The sequence below is a fragment of the Acidovorax sp. SUPP3434 genome (genome assembly GCF_030159015.1).
GTDB lineage: Bacteria > Pseudomonadota > Gammaproteobacteria > Burkholderiales > Burkholderiaceae_C > Paracidovorax.
On record NZ_BQXL01000004.1, the window covers coordinates 144,991 to 169,567 of the forward strand.

The 24,577-nt window shown below is 69.3% G+C and carries 19 protein-coding genes and 1 pseudogene; 3 read left to right on the forward strand and 17 right to left on the reverse strand.

Annotated features, from left to right (window positions below; genetic code table 11):
- Nucleotides 1–158 precede the first annotated feature (158 nt).
- The 13 genes from AVKW3434_RS09650 to AVKW3434_RS09710 all read right to left on the reverse strand — a co-directional run bounded on the left by AVKW3434_RS09650 (nucleotide 159) and on the right by AVKW3434_RS09710 (nucleotide 13,188).
- On the reverse strand, nucleotides 159–950 hold the full coding sequence (locus tag AVKW3434_RS09650) for an SDR family NAD(P)-dependent oxidoreductase (RefSeq protein WP_284405663.1): 792 nt from the start codon (nucleotides 948–950) through the stop codon (nucleotides 159–161).
- A 9-nt stretch (nucleotides 951–959) separates the two neighbouring features.
- Nucleotides 960–1,916, reverse strand: a complete 957-nt coding sequence (locus AVKW3434_RS09655) for a branched-chain amino acid ABC transporter permease (RefSeq protein WP_284405664.1) — start codon at nucleotides 1,914–1,916, stop codon at nucleotides 960–962.
- A gap of 8 nt (nucleotides 1,917–1,924) precedes the next feature.
- Nucleotides 1,925–2,806: a branched-chain amino acid ABC transporter permease gene (locus tag AVKW3434_RS09660; protein WP_272566111.1), complete on the reverse strand. Its 882-nt coding sequence runs from the start codon at nucleotides 2,804–2,806 to the stop codon at nucleotides 1,925–1,927.
- 34 nt (nucleotides 2,807–2,840) lie between these two features.
- Complete coding sequence (locus AVKW3434_RS09665; protein WP_284405665.1) at nucleotides 2,841–3,557, reverse strand: ABC transporter ATP-binding protein; 717 nt, start codon at nucleotides 3,555–3,557, stop codon at nucleotides 2,841–2,843.
- The gene (locus tag AVKW3434_RS09670) at nucleotides 3,550–4,305 is read right to left on the reverse strand and encodes an ABC transporter ATP-binding protein (RefSeq protein WP_284405666.1); all 756 of its coding nucleotides are present in this window, start codon (nucleotides 4,303–4,305) and stop codon (nucleotides 3,550–3,552) included. Before AVKW3434_RS09670 ends, AVKW3434_RS09665 begins: the two co-directional genes overlap by 8 nt.
- Nucleotides 4,306–4,327: 22 nt before the next feature.
- Nucleotides 4,328–5,083 (reverse strand): SDR family NAD(P)-dependent oxidoreductase, encoded by a 756-nt coding sequence (locus AVKW3434_RS09675; RefSeq protein ID WP_284405667.1) that lies wholly within the window; start codon nucleotides 5,081–5,083, stop codon nucleotides 4,328–4,330.
- On the reverse strand, nucleotides 5,080–5,991 hold the full coding sequence (locus AVKW3434_RS09680; protein WP_284405668.1) for an SMP-30/gluconolactonase/LRE family protein: 912 nt from the start codon (nucleotides 5,989–5,991) through the stop codon (nucleotides 5,080–5,082). Before AVKW3434_RS09680 ends, AVKW3434_RS09675 begins: the two co-directional genes overlap by 4 nt.
- Nucleotides 5,992–6,027: 36 nt before the next feature.
- A complete protein-coding gene (locus tag AVKW3434_RS09685; RefSeq protein ID WP_284405669.1) occupies nucleotides 6,028–7,251 on the reverse strand; it encodes an ABC transporter substrate-binding protein in 1,224 nt (407 codons plus the stop codon).
- A 112-nt stretch (nucleotides 7,252–7,363) separates the two neighbouring features.
- A complete protein-coding gene (locus AVKW3434_RS09690) occupies nucleotides 7,364–9,010 on the reverse strand; it encodes a long-chain-fatty-acid--CoA ligase (protein ID WP_284405670.1) in 1,647 nt (548 codons plus the stop codon).
- Nucleotides 9,011–9,224: 214 nt separating this feature from the next.
- Nucleotides 9,225–9,935, reverse strand: a complete 711-nt coding sequence (queC, locus tag AVKW3434_RS09695; protein ID WP_284405671.1) for a 7-cyano-7-deazaguanine synthase QueC — start codon at nucleotides 9,933–9,935, stop codon at nucleotides 9,225–9,227.
- A gap of 76 nt (nucleotides 9,936–10,011) precedes the next feature.
- Nucleotides 10,012–10,167, reverse strand: a complete 156-nt coding sequence (locus AVKW3434_RS09700) for a hypothetical protein (RefSeq protein ID WP_272549895.1) — start codon at nucleotides 10,165–10,167, stop codon at nucleotides 10,012–10,014.
- An 82-nt stretch (nucleotides 10,168–10,249) separates the two neighbouring features.
- On the reverse strand, nucleotides 10,250–11,851 hold the full coding sequence (locus AVKW3434_RS09705; RefSeq protein ID WP_284405672.1) for an OpgD/OpgG family glucan biosynthesis protein: 1,602 nt from the start codon (nucleotides 11,849–11,851) through the stop codon (nucleotides 10,250–10,252).
- Nucleotides 11,852–11,979: 128 nt separating this feature from the next.
- The gene (locus tag AVKW3434_RS09710) at nucleotides 11,980–13,188 is read right to left on the reverse strand and encodes a threonine ammonia-lyase (protein ID WP_284394762.1); all 1,209 of its coding nucleotides are present in this window, start codon (nucleotides 13,186–13,188) and stop codon (nucleotides 11,980–11,982) included.
- A gap of 157 nt (nucleotides 13,189–13,345) precedes the next feature.
- Between AVKW3434_RS09710 and AVKW3434_RS09715 the strand changes: the two genes are divergently transcribed.
- Nucleotides 13,346–15,130 (forward strand): NEL-type E3 ubiquitin ligase domain-containing protein, encoded by a 1,785-nt coding sequence (locus AVKW3434_RS09715; RefSeq protein ID WP_284405673.1) that lies wholly within the window; start codon nucleotides 13,346–13,348, stop codon nucleotides 15,128–15,130.
- A gap of 183 nt (nucleotides 15,131–15,313) precedes the next feature.
- On the opposite strand, the gene AVKW3434_RS09720 is transcribed toward AVKW3434_RS09715, so the two are convergent.
- From AVKW3434_RS09720 to AVKW3434_RS09730, 3 genes are all read right to left on the reverse strand, one after another.
- Complete coding sequence (locus AVKW3434_RS09720; protein WP_284405674.1) at nucleotides 15,314–18,988, reverse strand: hypothetical protein; 3,675 nt, start codon at nucleotides 18,986–18,988, stop codon at nucleotides 15,314–15,316.
- A 370-nt stretch (nucleotides 18,989–19,358) separates the two neighbouring features.
- Nucleotides 19,359–21,026 (reverse strand): acyl-CoA dehydrogenase family protein, encoded by a 1,668-nt coding sequence (locus AVKW3434_RS09725; protein WP_284405675.1) that lies wholly within the window; start codon nucleotides 21,024–21,026, stop codon nucleotides 19,359–19,361.
- Nucleotides 21,027–21,114: 88 nt separating this feature from the next.
- Nucleotides 21,115–22,047: a LysR family transcriptional regulator gene (locus tag AVKW3434_RS09730; protein WP_284405676.1), complete on the reverse strand. Its 933-nt coding sequence runs from the start codon at nucleotides 22,045–22,047 to the stop codon at nucleotides 21,115–21,117.
- A 163-nt stretch (nucleotides 22,048–22,210) separates the two neighbouring features.
- Here AVKW3434_RS09730 and AVKW3434_RS09735 point away from each other — a divergent pair, with 163 nt between their 5' ends.
- Nucleotides 22,211–23,077, forward strand: coding sequence for a fumarylacetoacetate hydrolase family protein (locus tag AVKW3434_RS09735; RefSeq protein ID WP_284405677.1), 867 nt, complete (start codon nucleotides 22,211–22,213; stop codon nucleotides 23,075–23,077).
- Nucleotides 23,078–23,093: 16 nt separating this feature from the next.
- A pseudogene (locus tag AVKW3434_RS09740) lies at nucleotides 23,094–23,240 on the forward strand (thioredoxin domain-containing protein); the annotation flags it as partial.
- Between the two features lie 29 nt (nucleotides 23,241–23,269).
- Here AVKW3434_RS09740 and AVKW3434_RS09745 read toward each other — a convergent pair.
- Nucleotides 23,270–24,574, reverse strand: coding sequence for a 5-methylcytosine restriction system specificity protein McrC (locus AVKW3434_RS09745; RefSeq protein ID WP_284405678.1), 1,305 nt, complete (start codon nucleotides 24,572–24,574; stop codon nucleotides 23,270–23,272).
- Nucleotides 24,575–24,577 lie beyond the last annotated feature (3 nt).

Here is a 24,577-nt window from a genome sequence, read left to right on the forward strand (position 1 = left end):
AGGTCGCCACCGGCGCTGCGCTGGCGCTTGCGGCGTGCGGTCTGTCCTGCGGGAAATGATGCGTTCGCGCCGTGCGCGCATCAAGCAAATGCACGGGTGGGGCCTGCAACATCACATCCATGATTTCCGGGTGCTCGCGCGGCCCGTGCCCGCCTGCCTCAGACGCCCAGCGTGCCGCCGTCCACCGGCAGCGTCACGCCATTGACGAAGCTCGCCATGTCCGAGGCCAAGAACACCGCCGGCCCCGCCAGCTCGTGCGGCTGGCCCAGTCGGCCGGCGGGGATGCGCTGCATGAAGCGCGCGAGCCGCTCGGGGTTGGCGCGCGTGGCCTCGGTCATCGGTGTGTCGATCACGCCCGGCGCCAGCGCGTTGACGCGGATGCCATCGGGCGCGAGGTCGAGCGCCAGGGTCTGCGTGAACATCTTCACCGCCGCCTTCGAGGGCGAGTAGCCCAGCGCACCGCCCTGCGCGATGAAGGCCGCGCCCGAGGCCAGGTTGATGATGCAGCCGCGCGTGCGCCGCAGCGCGGGCAGCCAGGCGTGCACCGTGTGGAACACCCCGAAGAGGTTCACGTCCATCGTGCGGCGCAGGTTCTCGGCGGCGCGCGGGCTGTCGATGCCTTCGCGGATGATCACCCCCGCGTTGTTGACGAGCGTGTCCACGTCGCCGATCGACTGCGCCACCTGCGTGGCGAGGTCATGGCAGGCCTGGGCGCTGGACACGTCGAGCGCCCAGGCCCAGCCCTCGGTGCCGGCGGCGCGCACGTCGCGCAGCGTGTCCGCGCAGCGCTCGGCCTGCAGGTCGGTCACGATGACGCGCGCGCCCGCCTGGGCGAAGGCCACGGCCACCGCGCGGCCGATGCCGCTGGCCGCACCCGTGACAAGGGCCAGGCGGCCGGCCAGCAGCCCGGGGGTGGCCGGCCAGGTGGGGGGAAGTGCATGGGCTGGCATGGGGTCTCCCTACAGCGGTGCCGCGCCGCGCTGGCGGCGGCTGGCGAGATAGGCCTGGAACTGGCCGACGATGCCCTTGCGGAACAGCATGACCACGATGACGAACACCACGCCCTGCAGGATCAGCACCCACTCGGCGAACGAGGCGAGGTAGTTCTCCATGGTCACGATGACCATGGCGCCCACCACCGGGCCCAGCAGCGTCTGCATGCCGCCCACGATGCAGATGAGCAGGGCCTCGCCCGAGGTGGCCCAGTGCACGTCGGTCAGCGAGGCGAGCTGGAACACCAGCGCCTTGAGCGAGCCCGCGAAGCCCGCGATGGCGGCCGACAGCACGAAGGCCAGCAGCTTGTAGCGGTTGACGCGGTAGCCCAGGCTCTGGGCGCGCGGCTCGTTGTCGCGGATGGCGCGCAGCACCTGCCCGAAGGGTGAGTGCACCAGCCGGTGGATCAGCCAGAACGCGCCGCCGATGAGCACCGTGACGAAGTAGTACAGCACCAGCGTGTTCTCCAGCGAGAACAGACCCAGCACGGTGGGACGCGGGATGTTCTGGATGCCGTCTTCGCCGCCCGTGAACGGCAGGCGCAGCGCCATGAAGTACACCAGCTGCGCGAAGGCCAGCGTGATCATCGAGAAGTAGATGCCCTGGCGGCGGATGGCCAGCAGCCCCGTCAGCAGGCCCAGCACCGCGGCCGCGGCCGCGCCCAGGGCGATGCCGCTCAGGCCCTCCCAACCCCAGACCTTAACCGCGTGCGCGGTGATGTATCCGGCGGTGCCGTAGAACATGGCGTGGCCGAACGACAGCAGGCCGACGTAGCCGACCAGCAGGTTGACCGATGCCGCCAGCAGCGCGAAGCACATCAGCTTCATGAGGAACATGGGATCCACCACGAACGGCGCGGCGGCCAGGCAGGCCAGGGCGGCCAGCAGCAGCGCGTTGTGGGTGCGTCGACTCAGCAGGTCCATGGCGACTCCTAGTGGGCACGGCCGAAGAGGCCATGGGGACGGACGGCGAGCACGAGGATCATCACCACGAAGATGACCACCCCCGCGCCATCGGGATAGAAGACTTTGGTCAGGCCCTCGATGGCGCCCAGCGCGAAGCCGGTGACGATGGAGCCCAGGATGGAGCCCATGCCGCCGATCACCACCACCGCGAACACGACGATGATCAGGTTCGAGCCCATCAGCGGGCTCACCTGGTAGATCGGCGCGGCCATCACGCCGCTCAGGCCCGCCAGGCCCACGCCCAGCCCGTAGGTGAGCATGAGCATGCGCGGAACGTTGATGCCGAAGGTGCGCACCAGCGGGGCGTTCTCGTTGGCCGCGCGCAGGTACGCGCCCAGCTTGGTCTTCTCGATGAAGAACCAGGTGCCCAGGCAGACCGCCAGCGCCGCGGCGATCACCCACACGCGGTACAGCGGCAGGAAGGTCACGCCCACGTCGATGCCGCCCGTCAGCGGGTTGGGGTAGGGTTGGCCGCTCACGCCGAACTGCAGGCGGAAGGCGCCCTCCATGAGCAGCGCCACGCCGAAGGTCAGCAGCAGCGCGTACACATGGTCCAGCGCATACAGCCGGCGCAACATCAGGCGCTCGAACACGACCCCGAAGCCCGCCACCACCAGCGGCGCGATGACGAGCGCCGGCCAGTAGCCGATGCCCAGGTATTCGAGCAGCCCCCACGCCACGAAAGCGCCCAGCATGTACTGCGCGCCGTGGGCGAAATTGACCACGTGCAGCAGTCCGAAGATGATCGACAGCCCCAGGCTCATCAGGGCATAGAAGGCGCCGTTGATGAGCCCGACCAGAAGCTGCCCGATCAGTGCAGCCCAGGGGATTCCGAATAGCCCGTCCATCGTGTTGTCCGTCCTGCGTTGGGTGAAGAAGGGCTCACAGGCCCAGAAGCGACTCGATGTGTCCGCGCTGCGTGTCGAGCTCGTCGCGGCGGAAGTGGCCCGCCACCTCGCCTTCCTCGATCACGTAGAAGCGGTCGGCCAGCGCGCAGGCGAAGCGGAAGTTCTGCTCCACCAGCAGCACGGTGAAGCCGCGCTCGCGCAGCATGCGGATGGTGGCGCCGATGCGCTCGACGATCACCGGCGCCAGGCCCTCGGTGGGCTCGTCCAGCAGCAGCTTGGCGCCCGTGCGCAGGATGCGGGCGATGGCCAGCATCTGCTGCTCGCCGCCCGACAGGCGGGTGCCCGGGCTGTGCCGGCGCTGCTGCAGGTTGGGGAACAGCGTGTAGATCTCGGCCACGCTCAGGCCGCCGGGCAGCAGCACCGGCGGCAGCAGCAGGTTCTCTTCGGTCGAGAGGCTGGCGAAGATGCCGCGCTCTTCGGGGCAGTAGGCCGCGCCCAGGCGCGCGATGGCCTCGGGCGGCAGGCCCTCGGTGGGTTGGCCGCGCAGCGTGATTCCGCCCTCGCGCCGGCCCAGCAGTCCCATGATGGCGCGCAGCGTGGTGGTCTTGCCGGCGCCGTTGCGCCCCAGCAGGCACACCACTTCGCCCTCGTTCACGTCCAGGTCGATGCCTTGCAGCGCCAGGGTTTCGCCGTACCAGCCGCGCAGGCCGCGGACCTGCAGCAGGGGCTGCGTGTCGGGGGTCTCAGGCATGGGCACCTCCTACGTAGGCTTCGATGACGCGCGGGTCGCGCGAGACCTCGTCATAGCTGCCCTCGGCCAGCACCTGGCCGGCCTGCAGCACGGTCACGCGGTCGCACAGCTCGGCGATGACCTTCATGTTGTGCTCGACCATGAGCACCGTGCGTCCGCGCGCGGCCTCACGGATCAGCGCCACCACCGGGCCGATGTCTTCGTGGCCCAGGCCCGCCATGGGCTCGTCCAGCAGGATCATCTCGGGCTCCATGGCGATGGTGGTGGCCAGCTCCAGCGCGCGCTTGCGCCCGTAGGGCAGTTCGCCGGCAGGCGTGTCGCGCCAGCGCGTGAGGCCCACGCGTTCCAGCAGCTCCAGCGCCCGCGCGTCCAGCGTGCGCAGGACCTTCACGTTGCGCCAGAAGGCGAAGGTGCCGCCGTGGCGCTTCTGCAGCGCCACGCGCACGTTCTCCAGCACCGTCATCTGTCCGAAGACGGCCGAGATCTGGAACGATCGCACCAGGCCCGCCATGGCCACGGAAGCCGGGTCGCTGAGCGAGATGTCGCGGCCGTTGAAGACCACGGTGCCCGAGGAAGGCCGCAGGAAGGTGGTGAGCAGGTTGAAGCAGGTCGTCTTGCCCGCGCCGTTGGGCCCGATGAGGGCGTGGACCGAGTGCCGGCGCACCCGCAGGTCCACGTCCTTGACGGCATAGAAGCCACGGAACTGCCGGCTGAGCTGGCGGGCTTCGAGGATGAAGGGGGCGTCCATGGCGGGGCGGCCGTTGGGCGGCTCAGAGGAAGGCATGGGTGACGCCGCCGTCCACGAGCAGCGATTCGCCGGTCACGAAGCTGGCGTCGTCCGAGGCCAGGAAGCATGCGGCCTTGGCGATGTCCTCCACCTCGCCCAGGCGCTTCATCGGCGTCTTGGCGATGCGCAGCTTGGCCTTTTCGGCATCGACGTTGATCTTCACGCCCTCGGTGAGCACCGAGCCCGGGCAGATGGCGTTGACGCGGATGCCGCGCGGCCCCAGGTCCACGGCGGCCGAGCGGGTCAACCCCAGCACGCCGGCCTTCACGCCGCAGTACAGCATGCCCTCGGGCAGGCCCAGAAAGGCGGCCGACGAGGCGATGTTGACGATGCTGCCGCCGGCCTCCATGGCCTCGGCACCCACCTGGATGCCCCAGACCACCGAGTTGAAGCCCGTGCCCACCATGCGATCGACCATCTCGGGCGTGATGGCGTCGATGGGGCCGTACCGCACCCAGATGGCGTTGTTCACGAGCACGTCCAGGCGGCCGAAGCGCTCCTTGAGCGCACCCACGGCGTCGCTCAAGCTCGCGCGGCGCGCCACGTCGCCGCCGAAGGCCATGGCCTGCAGCCCCTGCGCCTGCAACTGCTCGGCGGCCTCGTGCGCCATGTCCTCGGCGCGGTCCAGGATGCCGACGGCGGCGCCTTCGGCCGCCATGGCATCGGCGATGGCACGGCCGATGCCGCGCGCACCGCCGGTGATGAGGGCGACCTTGCCCTCGAAACGTCGGGTCGTCATGGAGAAGTCCTTTTCGGAGAAGCGGAAGAAGGGGAATCGGCGAAGCGGGCTTCCTCCAGCCCGTGCACGCCCGTGCCATGGATGGCGAACACGGCGCCCGCGTCCGGGTGGTCGCTGCGCAGCAGGTTGCCGCTGTCGCGGATGGAGGTGAGGTAGATCACGTCCAGCCCGGGCCCGCCGAAGCAGGGGCAGGTCACGAAGGTCACGGGCAGCTGGATGCGGCGCTCCAGCCGCCCGTCGGGCGTGAAGCGCGCGAGCTGGCCGTTCTGCACCAGCGCCACCCACAGGCAGCCCTCGGCGTCCACGGTGGCGCCATCGGGCACGGAGCCCAGTGCGCGCGTGTCCACCAGCACCTCGGCCGGTCCGATGCCGCCCGTGGCGGGGTCGTAGGCGTAGCGGCGCACCTGGTGGGTGGGGCTGTCGGCAAAGTACAGCCAGCGCCCGTCGGGGCTGAAGCAGGTGCCGTTGGCCACGTGGATGCCCGTGTCCAGCGTGCGCACGCCGTTCGCGCCGAGCTGGTAGAGCGCGCCCTCGGGCGCCATGCGGCCCAGCGTCATCGAGCCCACCACGAAGCGCCCGTTGCGGTCGGTGCGGCCGTCGTTCAGGCGCATCCGGTCGGCACCGTGCGCCACCCGCACGCCCAGGGTCGAGAGGGTGCCCGTGTCCGGGTCCAGGCACTGGAAATCGTCTTCCAGCGCCAGCAGCAGCCGGCCGCTGTCGCACAGTGCGATCGCGCCGATGTGCTGGGGCAGTTGCCACTGCGCGCCGGCCCCAGTGGCCGGCGTGTGGCGCCGCACGATGCCGGCGCGCCCGTCGATCCAGTAGAGCGACTGGGTGCGCGCGTCCCACAGCGGGCATTCGCCCAGCAGGTCCCGCTGCGGGGCCAGGATGTCGATCCGGAGGTCCATGGTGGGGCTCGGGCTGCGTATCGGCCGGGCGCGCGCCTACTTGGCGGCGGCCTTGATGTAGTCGCAGCTGCTCTCGGACAGCGGGCGCCAGGTCTGCTCGGGCGGGATCTCGCCGCGCACCGTGTAGAAGTCGTTGGGGCCCTTGGACTCGGCGGGCTTCTTGACCTGTATGGCGTACACCGGGCGCAGCGCCTGGCCGTCCTCGCGGATCTTCACGTCCTTGGAGAAGAAGTCGTTGATGGGCAGCTCGCGCATCTTGGCCGCGACCTTGGCGCCGTCGTCGGTGCCCGCGGCCTTCACGGCCTGCAGGTAGTGCCAGGCGGCGCTGTAGGCGCCCGCGTGGATGTAGGTGGGCACCACGCCCTTGTTGCGCGCCATGAAGCGCTTGGCCCAGGCGCGCGAGGCCTCGTCGCGGTCCCAGTAGAACGGCAGCGTCAGCTGCAGGCCCTGGGCCACGTCCAGTCCCATGGCCGAGACGCTGTTGATCGTCATGCCGAACACCGTCACCACCTGGCCGCCGCGCGTGATCTTGTATTCCGCGGCCTGCTTGAGGGCATTCGACAGATCGAGTCCCGCGTTCAGGATCACGATGGCCTGCGCGCCGCTGGACTGCGCCTGCAGCAGGTACGACGAGAAATCGGTGGCGCCCAGGGGGTGCTTGACCGAGCCCACCACCTTGCCACCGGCGGCCTGGATGAAGCGCGTCGCATCGTCCTGGTAGGCCTGGCCGAAGGCGTAGTCCACGGTGATGAAATAGAAGCTTTTGATGCCCTGCTTCATCAGGCTCTGCACGCCGGCCTTGGGCAGCGCATAGGTGTCGGTGAGGAACTGGAAGTTCATCGGCGAGCAGGACTTGTTGGTCAGCTCCGCGCTCACCGTGCCCGCGATCAGGTAAGGCTTCTTGCGTTCCTTGAGCAGGCTGGAGATGCCCAGCGCGATCGACGAGGCCGAGCCGCCGACGATGGTGTCCACCTTCTCGGTGTCGAGCCACTTGCGGGCGATATTCAAGCCCACGTCGGGCTTGTTCTGGTCGTCGGCCACGACCACCTCGACGGGCTTGCCGAGCACGGCGCCGCCGAAGTCCTCCGCGGCCATGCGCACGGCCAGCGTGGAGCAGGGGCCGCCGTTGCCCGAGTAGGGGCCGGTCTGGTCGGCCATGACGCCGATGCGCACCACATCGTCGCTGATCTGGGCATGGGCCGCTGCGCCGCAGGCGAGGGCCAGGGCGGCAAGGGCGAGGCGGGGGCTGGGCAATGGCATGGGTGTGTCTCCTTGGTGTGTGCGTGTCTTCGGTCGGGACGGATGCATCCAGGGCCCCGCCGTCCGCGGGGTGTGTGATGCCAGCGGCCGGCAGGGGCCGCGGGGCGTGGAGTCAGGCCGCGTCGGTGGGCAGGCGGTGGTCGCGGAACAATTCGCGCAGCCGCGTCTTTTGCAGCTTGCCGGTGGCGGTGTGGGGCAGCGCGTCGATGAACACCACGTCGTCGGGCATCCACCAGCGCGCGATGCGGTCCTTCATGAAGTCGAGGATCTCCGCGCCGCTCACCGACTCGCCCGCCTTGGGCACCACGATGAGCAGGGGGCGCTCCTGCCACTTGCTGTGGTAGGCGCCGATCACCGCGGCCTCCTGGACCTTGGGGTGGCCCACGGCCAGGTTCTCCAGGTCGATGGAGGAGATCCATTCGCCGCCGGACTTGATCACGTCCTTGGAGCGGTCGGTGATCTGCACGTAGCCCTCGGCGTCGATCAGCGCCACGTCGCCCGTGGCGAACCAGCCGTCCGCATCCAGGGCCGCGTCCGGCTCCTGGCCGTAGTAGGCCGACACCACCCAGGGCCCGCGCACCTTGAGGTCGCCGGGGGTGCGGTCGTCCTGCGCGCGCTGGCGCCCCTCGGCGTCGAACACCGCGATCTCCACGCCGAAGATGGCGCGCCCCTGGCGGGCCTGCACGGCGTGGCGCCCTTCGGCGGGCAGGTCGGCATGCCGGGGCAGCAGGTTGCCGATGGTGGCCAGCGGGCTGGTCTCCGTCATGCCCCAGGCCTGGATCACGAACGCACCGAAGAGTCGGTCGAACTTCTCGATGATGGCGCGCGGCGCGGCCGATCCGCCCACCACCACGCGTTGCAGCCGCAGCGCCGCGCGCTCGGCGGCGGGCAACGCCTCGGCATGCTGGAAGAAGCCCAGCCACACCGTGGGCACGCCCAGCGAGAGCGTGCACTGTTCGTCGCGCAGCAGCGCGAAGAGGCGCTCGCCCGAGAGGTTGGGGCCGGGCAGCACGAGCTTGGCGCCGCTCATGGCGCTGGCATACGGAATGCCCCAGGCGTTCACGTGGAACATGGGCACGGCCAGCAGCACGCTGTCGCGCGCGCCCAGCCCCAGGCCGTCCGTGGCGCAGGCGGTCCACGAATGCAGCACCGTCGAGCGGTGGCTGTACAGCACCCCTTTGGGGTGGCCGGTGGTGCCCGAGGTGTAGCAGAGCGACGAGGCGGTGTTCTCGTCCAGCGCGGGCCAGGCGAAAGCGGCGTCGCCCGCGTCCACCAGGTCTTCGTAGCACAGCAGCGGCGCGGGGAGATCCACCGCCGGCAACTGGTCGCGCCGGCACAGGGCCACGTAGGCCCTGACGGAGGGCAGGTGCGGCGCGATCTGGGCCACGAGCGGCGCGAAGTCCGGGTCGAAGCACAGGTACTCGTCGGCCGCGTGGTTGACGATGTAGCTGATCTGCTCGGGGAACAGGCGCGGGTTCACGGTGTGCAGGATGGCGCCCATGCCCGAGACCGCGTAGTACAGCTCCAGGTGCCGGTGCGTGTTCCAGGCCAGCGTGCCGACCCGCGCGCCTTGCGGCAGACCGCGGGCGTGCAGGGCACTCGCCAGGCGCCGCGCGCGGCGGCCCACTTCGCCCCAGCTGGTGCGCAGGCTGGTGTGCGCGTCGACGTGCGAGACGATCTCCACGTCGCCGTGGTGGCGAGCCGCGTGCTCCAGCAACGTGGAGATGAGCAGTGCTCCGGATTGCATCAAACCCTGCATTTGTCTTCCTCTTTCTCTGCGGCGTCGCCCTGATTCCATGAGCGATCTGTTTTTTACATGCCGGCCGGTAAGTGAATTGATGCTAGCAGAACGACTCCGGACCAACAACGCCCGCGCGCTGGGTGAAAACCCTTGCGTCGTGAGGCATTCGACGCCGGGTGGGGACACAGGGAATGTGCGGAGAAGGCCGGAAAGTGGCGCATCTCCGCAGTCGTCAAGGGCCTGGCGGCAGCCCCGTCCACTGAAAGTAGCCTGCGCGCCGCAGTTCGCACGCCGGGCAGGTGCCGCAGCCGTAACCCCAGGCGTGCAGCGTGTCGCGCACCCCGTGGTAGCAGGTGTGGGAGCGCTGCACGATCAGGTCCACCAGCGCATCGCCGCCCAACTGGCGCGCCATCTCCCAGGTGGCGGCCTTGTCGATCCACATGAGCGGCGTCTCGAAGGTGAAGCGCTGCCCCATGCCGAGGGACACCGCCACCTGCAAGGCCTTGAGCGTGTCGTCGCGGCAGTCGGGGTAGCCCGAAAAATCGGTCTCGCACATGCCGCCCACCAGCGTGTGCAGCCCGCGCCGGTAGCCCACCGCGGCGGCGAGCTGGAAGAAAAGCAGGTTGCGGCCGGGCACGAAAGTGTTGGGCAGCCCGGCCTCGGTCATCTGGATGGCGGTGTCGCGCGTGAGCGCGGTGTCGCTGATCTGGCCCAGCACCGCGAGATCGACCATGTGGTCTTCGCCCATGCGGCCGGCCCATTGCGGGAACTCGGCGCGCAGCGCGGTCAGCACGTCCTGCCGTGCCTGAAGCTCCACGTGGTGCCGCTGGCCGTAGTCGAAGCCGATGGTTTCCACCCGCTCGAAGTGGGTCAGAGCCCAGGCCAGGCAGGTGGTGGAGTCTTGTCCACCGGAAAAAAGGACCAGGGCGTGGCCGGCTCTCATGGTGTGTTCCTTTGAAGGACGTGGGCGTAAAAAAGCCCCGCGGCGCGGGGCTCTGCGAAGGGGGAGGGGCCGGCGCTCAGGCCATGTAGATGGCGATGAAGGCCAGCAGGAACATCAGCACACCGCCCACCACGGGCAGCACGATGGGCATGAGCGGGACCACGGCTTCGACGCCATCGGGGGCATGGTGGTGTTCGCCAACGTGCGGGGTGGTGGTCGTGTCGTGGGCCATGGGTTCTCCTGGTGGCTGCCTCAAAAAGTGATGAAATTCTAGCGGCAGCCGCCGGGCGGCCACCACAGGGTTTCGACGGGTGTCACACCAGCTTGCGGTCCGCAGGGGCCGGCGGCACCCACTGGTAGAGCCACGTTTCGGTGATGGGCTCCTTGCCCACGCGCAGGAACAGGCGGATGGTGATGGGTTCGGTGCTGTCGTCCTCGGGCCGGATGTCGAACATCGCGCGCCAGCCGTTCACGGCGTCCAGCGGGCGGGCCGACGTGATCTCGACCTTGCCGCGGCTCACCGTGATCACGGGCTCCACCTTGGCATCGCGGCCGAGGGCCACGAGGTTCTCGCCCGCGAAGTCGACCGCGAAGCGCCACGAAAAATACTTGCGCGGCTGGCCCACCACGCCGCCCAGGCCCGTGCGCGTGGCCACGCAGCTGGCCAGCGCGGGCCGGGCCGGTGGGTGCGCGCCCCAGTACAGGCGGTAGCCCACCAGCAGCTCTTCGCCCGCCTTCGGCTTGCGCTCGGGGTTCCAGAACGCCACGATGTTGTCGAAGGTCTCGTCGATGGTGGGAATCTCCACCAACTGGATCGAGCCCGCGCCCCAGTCGGCCTTGGGCTCCACCCACAGCGAGGGCCGGCGCTCGTAGAACACGCCGTCGTCCTGGTAGTGGTCGAAGTTGCGGTCGCGCTGCAGCAAACCGAAACCGCGCGGGTTCTGGTCGGCAAAGGCGTTGAACTGCAGGTTCGGCGGATTGGTGAGTGGGCGCCACACCCATTCGCCGTTGCCGCGCCACATGGACAGGCCGTCGGAGTCGTGGATTTCCGGACGCCAGTCGTTGGCCATCCGGTGGTCGTTCTCGCCGTGCTGGAACATGCTGGTGCAGGGGGCGATGCCGATGCGCTCGATTTCCTTGCGCGGGTACAGCGCGGCGTCGATCTCCATCACCTGCGTGTCGCCCGGCGTGATCGCGAAGCGGTAGGCACCGGCCACGCTGGGGGAGTCGAGCAGGGCGAGAACGACCACGGTGTTGGAGCCCGGGGCCGGCCGCTCCAGGTAGAACGCGGTGAAGTCCGGAAACTCTTCCGGCCGCTGCATGCCGGTGTCGATGGCCAGGCCCCGCGCCGACAGGCCGTACTGCCACTCGCCGCCCACGGCCCGGAAGTAGCTGGCGCCCAGGAAGGCCGCCACGTCGCGCACGGGGTCGGTGTGGAAGTTCAGGCGAAAGCCCGCAAAGCCCAGATCGGCGGGCAGATCGCCGGCCTTGAGGCCGCTCTTGCCATAGTCGAACATGGCCGGGTCATAGGCCAGCTCCTGCGCCTGGCCGTTGGCCAGTTCGTACATGTGCACGGGCTTCTTGAAGAACAGGCCCAGGTGGAAGAATTTGGCCTGGAAGCGCAGCTTCTCGTCGGCCCAAAGGGAGTGGTCGGGCCGGAACTGCATGGACTGGTACTGGTCCCAGTCGAGCGACGTGACCGAGGGGGGCAGGGTGCCCTTGTACGGCTCGTAAGCCTTGGCTGCGAGGGCGCGGGCCTGTCCCTTGAGCGCGGCGAAATCGAAGGGCTGCGGCTTGCCCAGGGGCTTGAGCGTGGCGAAGGCCTGGGTCCAGTTCAGGCCGAGGGTCCCGGCCGAGGCCAGGGCGGCGCCTCGGCCGAGGGTGCGCAGGAAATGGCGTCGTTTTGGTTGCTGCATGGGCCAGCAGTGTGCCGAAAACCGTGCGCCATCCCATGCAACGCCGTGTATTCGGCGGGGAATTTCGGCAAAAAAACGCGTTTCTCCTACAAAAAACCCGCGGCCCGGAGCGGACGCCTTTCGGTGCCTCAGATCAGGTCGGCCTCCATGTGGGCCGCGCGCAATTGCTCCAGCACCTGCTGCACGTGCGCCTTGCCGCGCGTCTGCAGCACGAGTTCGATCTCCACGTTCTGGGCGGCCAGCATGGTGAAGGCCCGCTGGTGGTGCACCTCCTCGATGTTGGCGCCGGCTTCGGCCACGGTGGCGGTGATGCGGGCCAGCACGCCCGGAATGTCGCGCGCGCTGACCTTGATGCGGGCCAGCCGCCCGGAGCGCACCATGCCGCGCTCGATGATGGCGGCCAGCAGCAGCGGGTCGATGTTGCCCCCGCACAGCACCAGGCCCACCTTCTTGCCCTGAAAGCGTTCCGGGTAGCGCACGAGCGCCGCCAGGCCCGCGGCGCCGGCCCCCTCGACCAGCGTTTTTTCGATTTCCAGCAGCATGAGCACAGCCTGCTCGATGTCGCCCTCCTGCACCAGCACCAGGTCGTCCACCAGCCGCGCGATCACTTCGCGGGTGAGCGTGCCCGGCGTGCCCACGGCGATGCCCTCGGCGATGGTGGAGGTGCCCTGCGGATGCTGCGTGCCCTTGATGGCATTGACCATGGCCGGAAAGCGCGCGGTCTGCACGCCCACGATCTCGATGCCGGGGCGGATCGCCTTGGCCGCCGTCGCCACGCCGGAGATCAGTCCGCCGCCGCCCACCGCGATGACCAGGGTGTCCAGGTCCGGCACGGCCTGCAGCATCTCCAGGCCCAGCGTGCCCTGGCCGGCAGCCACGGCCTCGTCGTCGTAGGGGTGCACGAAGGTCAGGCCGCGCTCCTCGGCCAGTGCATAGGCGTGGGCGCGGGCTTCCTCCAGCGTGTCGCCGTGCAGCACCACCTCGGCACCGAAGCCGCGCGTGCGCTCCACCTTCACGCCCGGCGTGAAGCGCGGCATCACGATCACGGCGCGCAGGCCCAGGCGCTGCGCGTGGTAGGCCACGCCCTGGGCATGGTTGCCGGCGCTCATCGCGATCACGCCGCGCTGCTGCTCTTCGGGCGACAGCTGGCTGAGCTTGTTGCAGGCGCCGCGCTCCTTGAAGGAGGCGGTGAACTGCAGATTCTCGAACTTGAGGAACACCTGGGCGCCCACGATCTGCGAGAGCGTCTTGGATTCCACGCACGGCGTGTCGAGCACATGGCCGCGCAGGCGGGCGGCGGCATCCTGGATGGTTTGGAGCGTGAGCATGGCCGCCATTGTGGCGCGTGCCGGACCGCGCACCGGCCATGACAACGCCAACCCACCGGCGGCGCCGGCCGGCCGGTTCGCCTCCAGCGCACCCTCTTCGGAGGGTGGGCGACCCTGGGTTCGGGTTCGGGGCAGCATGTCGGCGTTCTTCACTCCGCGTTGCGCCATGCCCCTGTCCGGCCCTTCCCGTGCGCTGTCCGTGCCGGCCGCGCTGCCACCGCAGAGGCCGGCCGATCACGTGGCCGCGCCGGTCGCCCCGCCGGAGAGGCACACGCTCGGATCGCTGTTGGGAATGCCGCTGGGGGCCATGGCGGCGCGGCCCCCTTCGGCACCAGGGGCCGCCGCCACCGCGCCGATGCCCGCGCCCCCCGTGCGCCGCACGCTGGGGGAGTTGCTGGGAATCCCGCCCGCGCCTGCCGCAGGCGGGGCCGCGCACGGCGCACCAGCCACGCCCGTGCCGGCCGCAGCGTCCGCCCCGGGCCCGGCGGCCGAGGCGCCTGCCGTGCCCTTGCCGGCATGGGCGGACTGGCTGCAAGCGCCTGCCTCCGCCCAGTATCTGCACGCCAAGGCACTGGCCCCCGCGCAGCGCGCGCTTCTCGCGCAAACTCTGGAAGCGCACTGGCGAAAGCACCCCGACCTGCAGGCGCCCTCCCCGGAGATGAACCTGTGGATGTCGGTTTTGAAGGCGCAACTGCGAGCCCGCCGCGAGATCCGCCACGATGCCGGGCGCCTGGCCCAGGCCGGCCAGCGGGTCCTGTCTCTGCTGCGGGCCTGCGCCCCGATCGATGGTGGGGTGGCGGCCCGCGACGGGGAGGGCCGCATGCGGGGGCCGGAGTACCGCGCGGCGTTCAACCAGCTCCTGCGGGTGATCGGTGACGAATCGCTCGCGCAGCCCCTGCGCGATGCGGCCGCATGTGCCTTGCAGGCCCATGGCGAGAACGGCGCCACGCTCACACCGGACCATGCCGAACGGCTGTCCCGGGAGGGCATCGTGGCCCTCGCGGAGCGGGGCTACCGGGCAATCGGTGCCGGGGCCCTGCACAAAGCCACGCCACCCCACCTTCGATCCGAGCTGTGGGAACCCTTCTCGCTCTGGCTGGAAGCCCAGGAGGCCTTCGATGGGGAGGAAAACGCGCCCGCGTTCGCCCATTTGCTGGAACGAAGGCTGCCGTCCACCCTGGCGCTGCAGAAAGCCCACGGGCCGGGCGCCACCGTCCTGCAGGAAGGGGTGCAGGTGATTCGGGCCATCGCCCGCGACGGCCCGCTCCGGGCGCGGGTGCTGGCCATGGCCGAGAACGCGCTCGGATCGTGCGGCGACAACGTGGCCGAAGGCTTTTCCGCCATCGTCCTCGCGGTGCGCAACCACCAGATGGCCCAGGCGGTGCAAGAGGGCCGCATCGACGCGGCGGGGCTGGACAGCTGGGCGCGGCAGCAGTTCCGGCTGGGAGCGTTGGAGACGGCCGTGCACCACTTCATCCGCCAGGCGCTGGAAACACCCGGCATTCCCGAGGAGATGGAGCGGCAGTTGCGCAGGGAACCCCTGGAGACCATGCTGCACGCCAAGGTCAGCCTGAAGGCCCTGCTGGTGCTGCCGGGCAGCGTGCCTTCCGAAATGACCTATGCCACGCAAAGCGTGCTAACGCCCGGCGACCTGTCGGCCCTGGCCGCGGGGGTGATGGACGCCGAAGGCGACGACCGGCAACTCACGGCCTACCTGCTGTCCAACGAAACGTGGCGCGTCGGCATGCGGCACCTGCATCGCGAGCCGTTCGCCGCACTCGAAGCGGCTTTCGACGAAGACCCGTTCCATGACCGCGATCTGCCACGCGATGGCGATGCCCACGTGCAGGAGCGCGTGGCCTACAACGAGGCCGCCGCCGAGTTCATGCAACGCCAGCGCGCAGCCGAGGATGCGTTGCTGCTGCAGCGCTGGGGCGGCGTGCCGGGGTGAGCCCTCTCCCTGGCGGTGGTGCCGGAACGACCGCTGGCGCGCCCTCGTCCATCGTGAAATGGCCGGCGAATCCGGTTTCAAGCGAAAACAGCGGTATGCCGGGATATCACATGCCTGTGATGCTATTAAATTTGTAGCAAATCATGGAAGGCGAAGGCAACGCCCACCGGTCTCCCGTCAGCGTCAGCGTCTGCGGCGTTGGCGTGTCTTCTGCGGTACGGCACTGGAGGAGGCTGTGGCGGCGGTGGTGGCCAGCGCCTGTCTCAGAACGCCGATCCGGGCTTCGAAGGTCTTGAGCCGTTGCATGCCATCCAGCGAGACCTTGAGCATCTGCCGCACCAGATGCGTGTTGCTGTCGTCGCGCACCTGCTTGAGGGCGAAGGTGTTCTGCTCGGACAGGCTGCGGTGGAGCAAGTCGATCAACTCGGTGCAGCCGGTCAGGTCCGAGGCCGTGCGCAGCGGCTGGTCCGGCCCCAGGAACCTCGCCAGCCAATCGGACGCCAGCTGGGCCTGAACGATGCTGCTTTCGAATTTGCCCCGCCATATCAGCATGCCGAACGCGCCCATGACATTGGCTTTCTCCGCGTTCGCGATGTCGGCATAGTCCGGGAGTTGGCTTTCCAAGTCCAGCCGCTGCGCCAGGTGCTCCATGCTGTCGTCGATTTTCTGGGTCGCCCGTTCATACCGGTCGGTGATGGTCATCAGGCCATCCCTGACGTCGCGGTGCCTGCTGGCCTGTCGGGCATGGATGTCGATCGCCATCTTCCGGCACTCCAGGAGATGGCCCAGACCTTCCAGGCTGCGCTGCATCAGCGTCACCAGCCGTTCGCTCTGGCGCACATTCGCGCCGTCGATGGCGGCCGACTGGCGGTCGCTGCGCGATTGCAGGCGCAGGCTGGCTTCCAGGTAATCGCTCAGGGCGTCGGTCGCATCCTGGTGGAAGGACAGTACGGCGTTGGCGAACTGCTTGGCCACGCGGGGCCGTTCGGCCACGGAGGCCTGGGCGATGGCTTGCGAGGCCTCATGAAAGAGCGGCAGCAGACCGGATGCCACCCGGGCCGCGTAGGCCATCTCGCTGAGCCGGTTGCGGGAGGACTGGTAGTCCCGCGCCATCTCCGGCAGGGCACCGGGCGGCACCGTTTTCGGCAGGCTGGCGCGCAGTTCGGTGGCACGCTGCGCGATGGCGGCTGCGTTCTTCGCCATGTCCAGGTCTTCCTCAGCCGTCGGCAGGGCAGGCGCCGCCGCGGGAGTTGCCACAGTCAACAAGCCCTCGGCCGTGACCTGGAAAGGCAGGTCGAAAACCAGTTCATGCGTTGCGAGAAGGCGATCGCTGAGCTGCCACACCGCAGCGGAAAGGGCCTCGTCGCTGGCTTCGCACAGGGCATCGATCGCCTTCATGTCGTGGAGCACGGCCGCGCCGATGGCATCCGTGCGCAGGCCTTCGCACCAGAGAGCCCACTGCTGCAGGGGGGCCGTCAATCCGGTTTGCGCGGCTTCCCGTGCCTGCTTGGCGGCGGTTTCCAGCACGGCGGCGCGCGCCAACGCCTCGGCCGGCGTGCCCAGCGGCATGCGCAGCCCTTCCCCGGCTTTGGACAGGGGGCCGAAGGCCTTGGCGAAGAACGCGACCACCTGGTGCTCCAGCAGGGGCGTGCCCTCAAGAGGAATTTGGAGCGCGCCGTGGAAGCCCTGGGCCGCGTCCAGGGCCTGGTGGGCCAGCGAGTGCGCCAAGGCGGTTTCCGGCCCATCCGCTGGCTCTGCCGACAGCATTTGCGCCCCGGCGCGCCAGATCGTCCCGAAAGCCCGGTGCAGGTCGGAAATCGCGCCTTCGAGCGCGGCCTTGCCACCAGCGGCGATACGGGTTTTCAGTGCGCCGATGGCCTCGCTCGACTCCTGGCGCTGCTCGTCGCTCCACGACGCGATATGGCCGTCGAGCGTGGCCTGCGCGTCACGCGCGGCGCGCAGTCCCCGGTTCAACGGATCCAGAACGTCGCCGTGGCGTGGCCATGGATGGGTGGGCGAGGTCTGCGCATCGGCGGCAGGCTGTGGCCGTTGGTCCAGCGCCATGAGCACCGGCGCCATGGCCGCCTGCAGGGCGCCTTCCCGCAGCGCCTGGAGCTTGCCAGCGGCCTGCGCCTCCATGGCGGCCCGTGCCTCCAGTTGGCGGGCGGCCTGCGCCTGCATGCCAGCCGCCGCAGTCAGCGTGTCCGTGCGGGCAGCCTCGCAGAGGTAGGCCAGCTGGTGCATGGCGGGAGCCAGCGCCCCTTGGGCCGCCTGCCGTGCCCGTTGCTCGGCCACCTGCAGGCGTGCTGCGTGTTGCTGCGTCTCGGCCAGCGTCTCGGGAACCTGGGCCATGTCGTCGCAAGCCTGAGCGACGGCGGTGCATACCCAACGGCACTGCTCCAGCGAAGGGGCGGCGATGCGGGGGTGTACCCTGGATTGCTTCAGCTCCGCCAGGGCATGCCGCGCCGCCGCGGCCAAGCCGGGCAACGCGGCCCGGGCTTCGGCCTGGCCGTCGCCGGCTTCGCCGCGCGTCCCCTGCAGCATGCCAATGCCTTGCTGAATCAGGTGGTCGAGCGTCTGATGCAGGGCTGCGCTGCCTTGTTGCGATGCGTGCTCCCGGGCGGTGGCGATGCGGGTTTGCAGTTCATCGATGACCTTCCGCGAGGCCTCGCATTGTTCGGCGCTCCACTGCGCGGTATGTTCCTGGAGCGTGCGCTCGGCATTGTCCGCGCGTTGCAATGCGAGGTTCAGGTCGTTGAACACCTTCAACGTGGCCAGCCAGGGCGCCTGTGGCGCGGTGTCCTGCCCTGCGGTGGCTCGGCCTGACAGCCTTTGCTCCCCGACCAGCAAGGAATCGATGGCCTTGGTCAGTGCGGCTTCCCGCCGCAGGGCTGCACGGGTTTCCTGGGCCTGAGGGCTGAGCATGGCCTTGGCAATCTCGCCTGCCTCGGCAATCGGTCCAGCGGGCGGGTGTGCCCAGGCGGCCAGCAAGCCCTGCGCTGCTGCTTCGAGGGCAGCGCAGGACTGCACATACTGCGTCAGGCCGTCCTCGTCCATGGCCTCGGGCTGACGGGCTTGGCTGCCCGGCGGCGCCGAACGGGAGGCGGTGCTTTTCAATTCACCACTGGGGCCGATGTTGTTCAAAAGGTCCTTCATTGACGGACCGATGCCCGCCAGCTGCTGGCGGAGCGCCGCGTCGATGTCCGCCACATTCGGGGGCAGTGCGTGCAGGGGCTCGCGTTCGCGCAGGGCGCAGGCCTCGCGCAGGCGGCCTGCGGCCTCGTTCTGGGTGCGGGCCTTGCCAACGGCTCGCGCATAGGGAAACTGCAGCGGCAGCAAAAGACCGCTCAGGGCTTTTTCCTGCGCGCGCACCCGGTAGGCCACCGCCTCCCATTGCAACAGCTGGTGGTCGAGCACGTCGGGGCCCGCATGGGGCAGCAGCAGGTCGCGGGCAGACAGCGCGGCCTGGTGGTGCTCCACGGCGGCCTCCCAGGCGTTCGCTGCCGTCTCCAGGCGCCGGATGGCCTGCTTGGCCTCCATGAAGCCGTTGGTGCGATGGTCGTAAGTGGGTTGAAGCGCCTTGGAGATGTCCGCGCCGGTGGGCAGTGCGCTGCTTTGCGCCGCTTGCCACGCCGTTTGCACGGCTTGCGCCACCATGGCGTTCAAGGCTTCGGGCGTGCGGGCCTGTGCCAGGGCCTGCGTGAGTTCGGCGATCCGGTCCTGGCGCGCGGCGTGGAGGGCACTGTCGTCCACGATGACGTCGAGGCTTGCCTCGGAGCCTGCGTCGGAATCCGAATCCGAATCCGAGTTCGAATCCCAATCCATCTCGATGCCGAACTCTTTGGCTTGCTGCCGCATGAGGGCCTGCAGTTGTTCGCTGGAGCTGGACCTGCCAAGTTCGGTGAGCCGTGGCGCCATCGGCGTGCCCGGCGACGCGGGCGTGGCCGGTCGGGAGGACAGCGTGCCGTGCCGCAGGTGGGGCGATGGCGAACGCGAAGGCGAGCGGCCTGGAGCCTCGGGTGCCGCGGGTTCGCCGGAAACGTTCGGTCGCGCTGACGGGGAAGAGGGGCGTGTGGGGATGGGATGCATGGGGCGCTTTGCGGACGGGTGGCGCAGGGGCCAACGGCGGGCCGTGGCGGATGCCGCCGCATGGTGCGGCAGCCCTGGCCGCTCGCCAGGCGGCCGCGCGAAGCCCCGCGCCATGGCGCGAAGGGCGCCGCCGGGCGGATCACGCCGGAAACGCCCGTTCCAGAATCGCCCCGGTGTCCATCGCTCGGGTGTCGATGGCGCCCACGACGCGGCCTGCGCCGCCGTCCTCCAGCCGGGTGGCAATGAACGCATCCGCCACCGCCTGCGGCGCATGGCGGCGCAGCAGGCAGGCTTGCGCCACCAGCACCAGGCGCTGCACGAGCTGGCGACCCAGGGGCTCCCGCTCTTCGGGCGGGAGGGCCAGCAGGCCTTGGAGCGGCCGGAGCGCGTCGAGGATGCGCGGCTCCCCGGCCGCGGCGTCGGCGAAGTCCTGCAGCAGCGCTGACGCGGCCTCGGGCTCGCGCGCCAGGGCGCGCAGCACGTCCAGGCACATCACGTTGCCCGAGCCTTCCCAGATCGAGTTGACGGGCGATTCGAGAAAGAGGCGCGCCATCACGCCGTCCTGCACGTAGCCGTTGCCGCCGAAGACCTCCATGGCCTCGCCGGCCGACTCCACGCCACGCTTGCAGACCCAGAACTTGGCAGCGGGCGTCATCACGCGCTTCCAGGCGCGGTCGACCGCGCTGGCGGTGCCGTCGTCGTCGCGTTCGAAGGCCTCGGCCAGGCGCATCAGCAGCGCCAGCGCGGCCTCGCTCTCCAGCGCCAGGTCGGCCAGCACGGCGCGCATCAGCGGCTGCTCGGCCAGGGCCCGGCCGAAGGCGTGGCGCTGGCGGGCATAGGCGATGGCCTGCACGGTGGCCTGGCGCAGGATGGCGGCGCTGCCGGCCACGCAGTTCAGGCGCGTATACGTGGCCATCTCGATGATGGTGGGAATGCCCCGGCCTTCCTCGCCCATCAGCAGGCCCCAGGCGCCGTCGAATTCCACCTCGCCGCTGGCGTTGCTGCGGTTGCCCACCTTGTCCTTCAGGCGCTGCACGTGTACCGCGTTGAGCGTGCCGTCGGGCCGCCAGCGCGGCACGTAGAAGCAGGCAAAGGGGCCGCCCTCGCCGGTGCGCGCCACCACCAGGTGCGCGTCGCTCTGCGGGGTGGAGAAGAACCACTTGTGGCCTTGCAGCCGGTATTCGCCGCCGCGCCCGCCCGCGCCGACGGGCGTGGCCACGGTGGTGTTGGCTCGCACGTCGGAGCCGCCCTGCTTTTCGGTCATGCCCATGCCCAGCCAGACGCTGGATTTTTCCTGCGCGGGCCGGTCGCGCGGGTCGTGGGTGCGGCTGTGGAGCTTGTCCGCCAGCTGCGCCCAGAGCACGGGCTCCTTGCGCAGTAGCGGGATCGCGGCCTGCGTCATGGTGGCGGGGCACAGGGTGCCTTGCTCGACCTGGCCGTGCAGGTAAAAGCCCGCGGCCCAGGCGGCCCATCGGCCGGGCCGGTCGCTGTCGAAGGGCATGGAGACCAGGCCCTGCGCGCGGTAGAGCGCCATGAGCGCGTCCCACGCGGGATGGAACTCGACCCGGTCGATGCGTCGGCCCCGGTTGTCGAAGCGGTGCAGTTGCGGCGTGTGGCGGTTGGCCTGTTCGGCCAGGGCCCCTGTCGCGGCCGTGCCGAGTTGCCGTGCGTAGGCGCCCAGGGCGGGCAGGGCGCCTTGCGCACCCGTGCGGCGCAGCCCGTCCTGCAGCGCGGCATCGGTGGCGAGCAGGTCGTAGTCGGTGCGTTCGGAAAACTGGTTGAAAACTGCGTGGGTGGCCTGGGCCATGGGGTCGTCTCCTGCGCGTGGGGGCGCACCGTGCGCCCAGGCCGCCATGGTGCCCCCATTGGCACGGGCCTGCACGCCGTGCGTGCGGTCAGGAGGCGGGTGCCGCGGCCTCGCGCAGGGCGCGCAGCATGCTGGCCACCGCCGCCCGGTCGGTGGTGTTCTCGCGCCAGTACATCGATACCGAGCCGAAGCCCGACAGCCGCACCGGCAGCACGCGCAGTGCGCCCATGTGTGAAAACCGCAGCGCCGCGCGGTGCGAGGCCATGCCGATCATGTCGCTGTGGCCCAGCAGCGTGAGGTTGAGCGTGACGGAGTTGGATTCCACGCTGCCCTGCGGAAGCGCATGCCCGGCGGTTGCCAGCGCGCCTTCCAGCGCATTGCGGATCGGCGTGCCGCGCGGCCAGACGAGCCAGCGGTAGGCCATGAGATCGCCCCATTCCAGCGCGCGCTCCTGCCGCAGCAGCGGGTGCTGCGGGCGCGCCACCAAATGGATGGGCTCCATGTACAGCATCTCGGTGTGGATGTGGGTGTCGTGCAGTTCGGGCGCGGAGCGGCCCACCACCACGTCCAGCTCGCCATGGGCCAGCTGCTGCATGAGCACGTTCATGGTGCTTTCGGCCAGCCGGATCTGTGCGCGCGGCAGCCACTCCAGCAGGCGCAGCACCGCCATGGGCACCACGTCGGACGCCGACGCACCCGAGGTGCCCACCGCCACCAGCCCGCTGCCGCCGTCGCGCAGGGCCTGCATGTCGTCGCGGGCGCTGTCCAGGTGGGCCTCGATGCGCCGGGCGTGGGCGATCAGCGCCTCGCCCTGGGGCGTGGGCTTGAGCCCGCGCGCATGGCGCTCGAACAGCACCATGCCCAGGTCCTCCTCCAGTTCCTTGAGCCACTTGGAGAGCGCGGGCTGCGCGGTGTGGAGCAACTGCGCCGACTGGCTCATGTTGCCGGTTTGCGCCAGGCTCAAAAGCATCTGCAGCTGTCGCAGGCGCAGGCGCAGGCGCAGGCGGTGGGTCCAGTCCATGGGGTCGTCGGTGGTGTTGAAGGTATATCCAAAAGATTATGGATAAGACCAATAAATGATTTTACGGACTATCGACGGGTTCGAATAATCCGCCCCATGGACCGGCTGGCAACGCGCATTCGAGCGCTTTGGCATGGCTGGCCGCAGACACAGGAGACAACCCATGGACACGCCCACCCTGGCATCGCCGCCTGCCGCCGCATCCGCCGACCGGCAGGCCTACTACGACCACATCGCCCGCCACGGCATGGCCCCGCTCTGGGAATCGCTGCACAGCCTGGTGCCGCGCGAACCCCGCCCGCGGGCCGTGCCCGCCTTCTGGAAATACGAGGACGTGCGCCCGCTGGTGATGCAGGCCGGCGACGTCATCAGCGCCGAGGAGGCGGTGCGCCGCGTGCTCATCTTGGAGAACCCCGGCCTGCCCGGCCGCGCGAGCATCACCTCCACGCTGTATGCGGGGCTGCAGCTCATCCTGCCCGGCGAGGTGGCGCCCAGCCACCGCCACACGCAGTCGGCGCTGCGCTTCATCGTGGAAGGGCAGGGTGCCTACCCCTCGCGCACGGACAACTTCCACTACGAGGCGGAACTGGTCGTGGCCATCGGCAAAGCGGGCAGCGACATCGCCCGCGAGAACGCGCTGCAGCACGCCTGGGGCTATGCCGTGGGCCTGGACATGACCCGCCGCGACCGGCAGATGGAAATGCGCCAGATGGGCCGGCCCTGGGAGATCGGCAAGGCCTTCGATGCCTCCGCGCCCATCGGGCCCATCCACCGCGCCAGCGACGTGGGCCACTTTGAGCAGGCCGGCATCTGGCTCACCGTGAACGGCGCGGACCGCCAGCGCAGCGATGTGTCGCACCTGATCTGGTCGGTGGCCGAGACCATCGCCGACCTCTCCACCTGGTTTCGCCTGGAGGCGGGCGACCTGATCTACACCGGCACGCCCGAGGGCGTGGGCCCGGTGGTGCGCGGCGACCGCATGGTCGTGGGCGTGGAACGCCTGGGCGAGCTGCGGGTGGACGTGGTCTGACGCCGTGGAGCCCGCCGTGCAGCTCTACAGCTTCTTCAACAGCTCCACCTCGTACCGGGTGCGCATCGCGCTGGCCCTCAAGGGGCTGCCCGCCGACTACCACGGGGTGAACATCCGCACCGGCGAGCACCGCGCCGCGGGCTATGCCGAACTGAACGCCGCGCCAGGCTCACAGCGGGTCCTCAAATCGGGTCAGGCAAAGGCTGCTGCCACCCCAGCAGCCATGTTGGCGGCGAACACCCTGAGAGCGCCCGTCTTGGAAATCAAACGGCTCTCGATCTGGATGCCCACGATCTGAACCGCATCGACCACAGCCTTTTCAAAGACCGTGCAGGTGCCCACAGGCTGCGGGGCATCTCCTGGCTGCGCCGGATAGGCAAGTGCCACCAAGTTGCATCCGGTGGCTTTCGAGAAGGCTAAAGCTTCGTAGATGTCTGCCTCACTAATGCGAAGCTGCCCCTTCTCCACGTGGCCCTTGTACTTGGCATCCAGCAGCATCCTTGGGCGTGTGCCTTCGGGCTCAATCACGCAGTCTGGATACACCGAAAGCTTGCTCACAGCACAGGTGCTGATCTTGGTCTTGGTGCCCAAGGGGTAGCCTCGTTGAGGCACTACTGCATTGCGACCAAAGCCCAATCGAGCAGCGACCGTCAACAGGTCTTCCCACACGCGCCACGTATCGACCAAATAGCCCGGTGCATGCGCCTGACCCTGCTTGTAGTTGAGGCCCAAGCCTCCAAGCACATCAATGGAGAGCTCATGCAGTGGCTTCCACGCTCTGTGCCTTGCAGGAATGGGTTTGCGACGATTGGCAGGGGCGTTTTGGGGCGAGAGGTCTTCGATCAAGCGCACCAAGGAACTTGCAGCCGATGGGTCGCTCACCTCAGGCAGCAGCTCCTTGGCCGCCGCCACGACGTCCCCGTTCCAACCGTTCTTGCGGTCAAAGCGGATGAGCTCTTGCTCAAAGCCATCGGGAGACGGAAAAATGAGGTCCACCGGGTCGGGGTCCCCATCAATGAAAAAGTCTGCCTCACGTACCCTGCGATAGCTGCGCAGAGGGCGCCGCTTTCGGGCCTCGTACATGCTCGTGATGGAACGCGCCACCAACGTGGAGAGGTCCCGTGGTGTGCCTCCTGAGGCCGAGAGTCGTTCAGAGGCCAATAGGCGCCCATGCCTTGAAAGCGTGGAGAGAAAAAAGAAGTCCTCGCGCCACGCGGCATCGGTGTCATCGAGTCCCAAAAATTTGGGCGCGACTTCCAATTCCAGTGAAGGTGCCAGGCGGATGAGGCCTGCAAAATCAATGGCCCGTGCGCCTTTGGCATCCACACTGATGGGGTTGTAGTTGAGCCGAAGGCTCGACGCAGCACGACTCCCAGCCTCCATCAACAGGCTGTTGGCCTTCGTGCGATCTACCCCAATGGCCTCGGCAATCGCACGGCTCAGGTCTACGGGTGCACCGTACTCAACAAGGGACAGCCGTGTTCGGGTGTGCGCCACGCG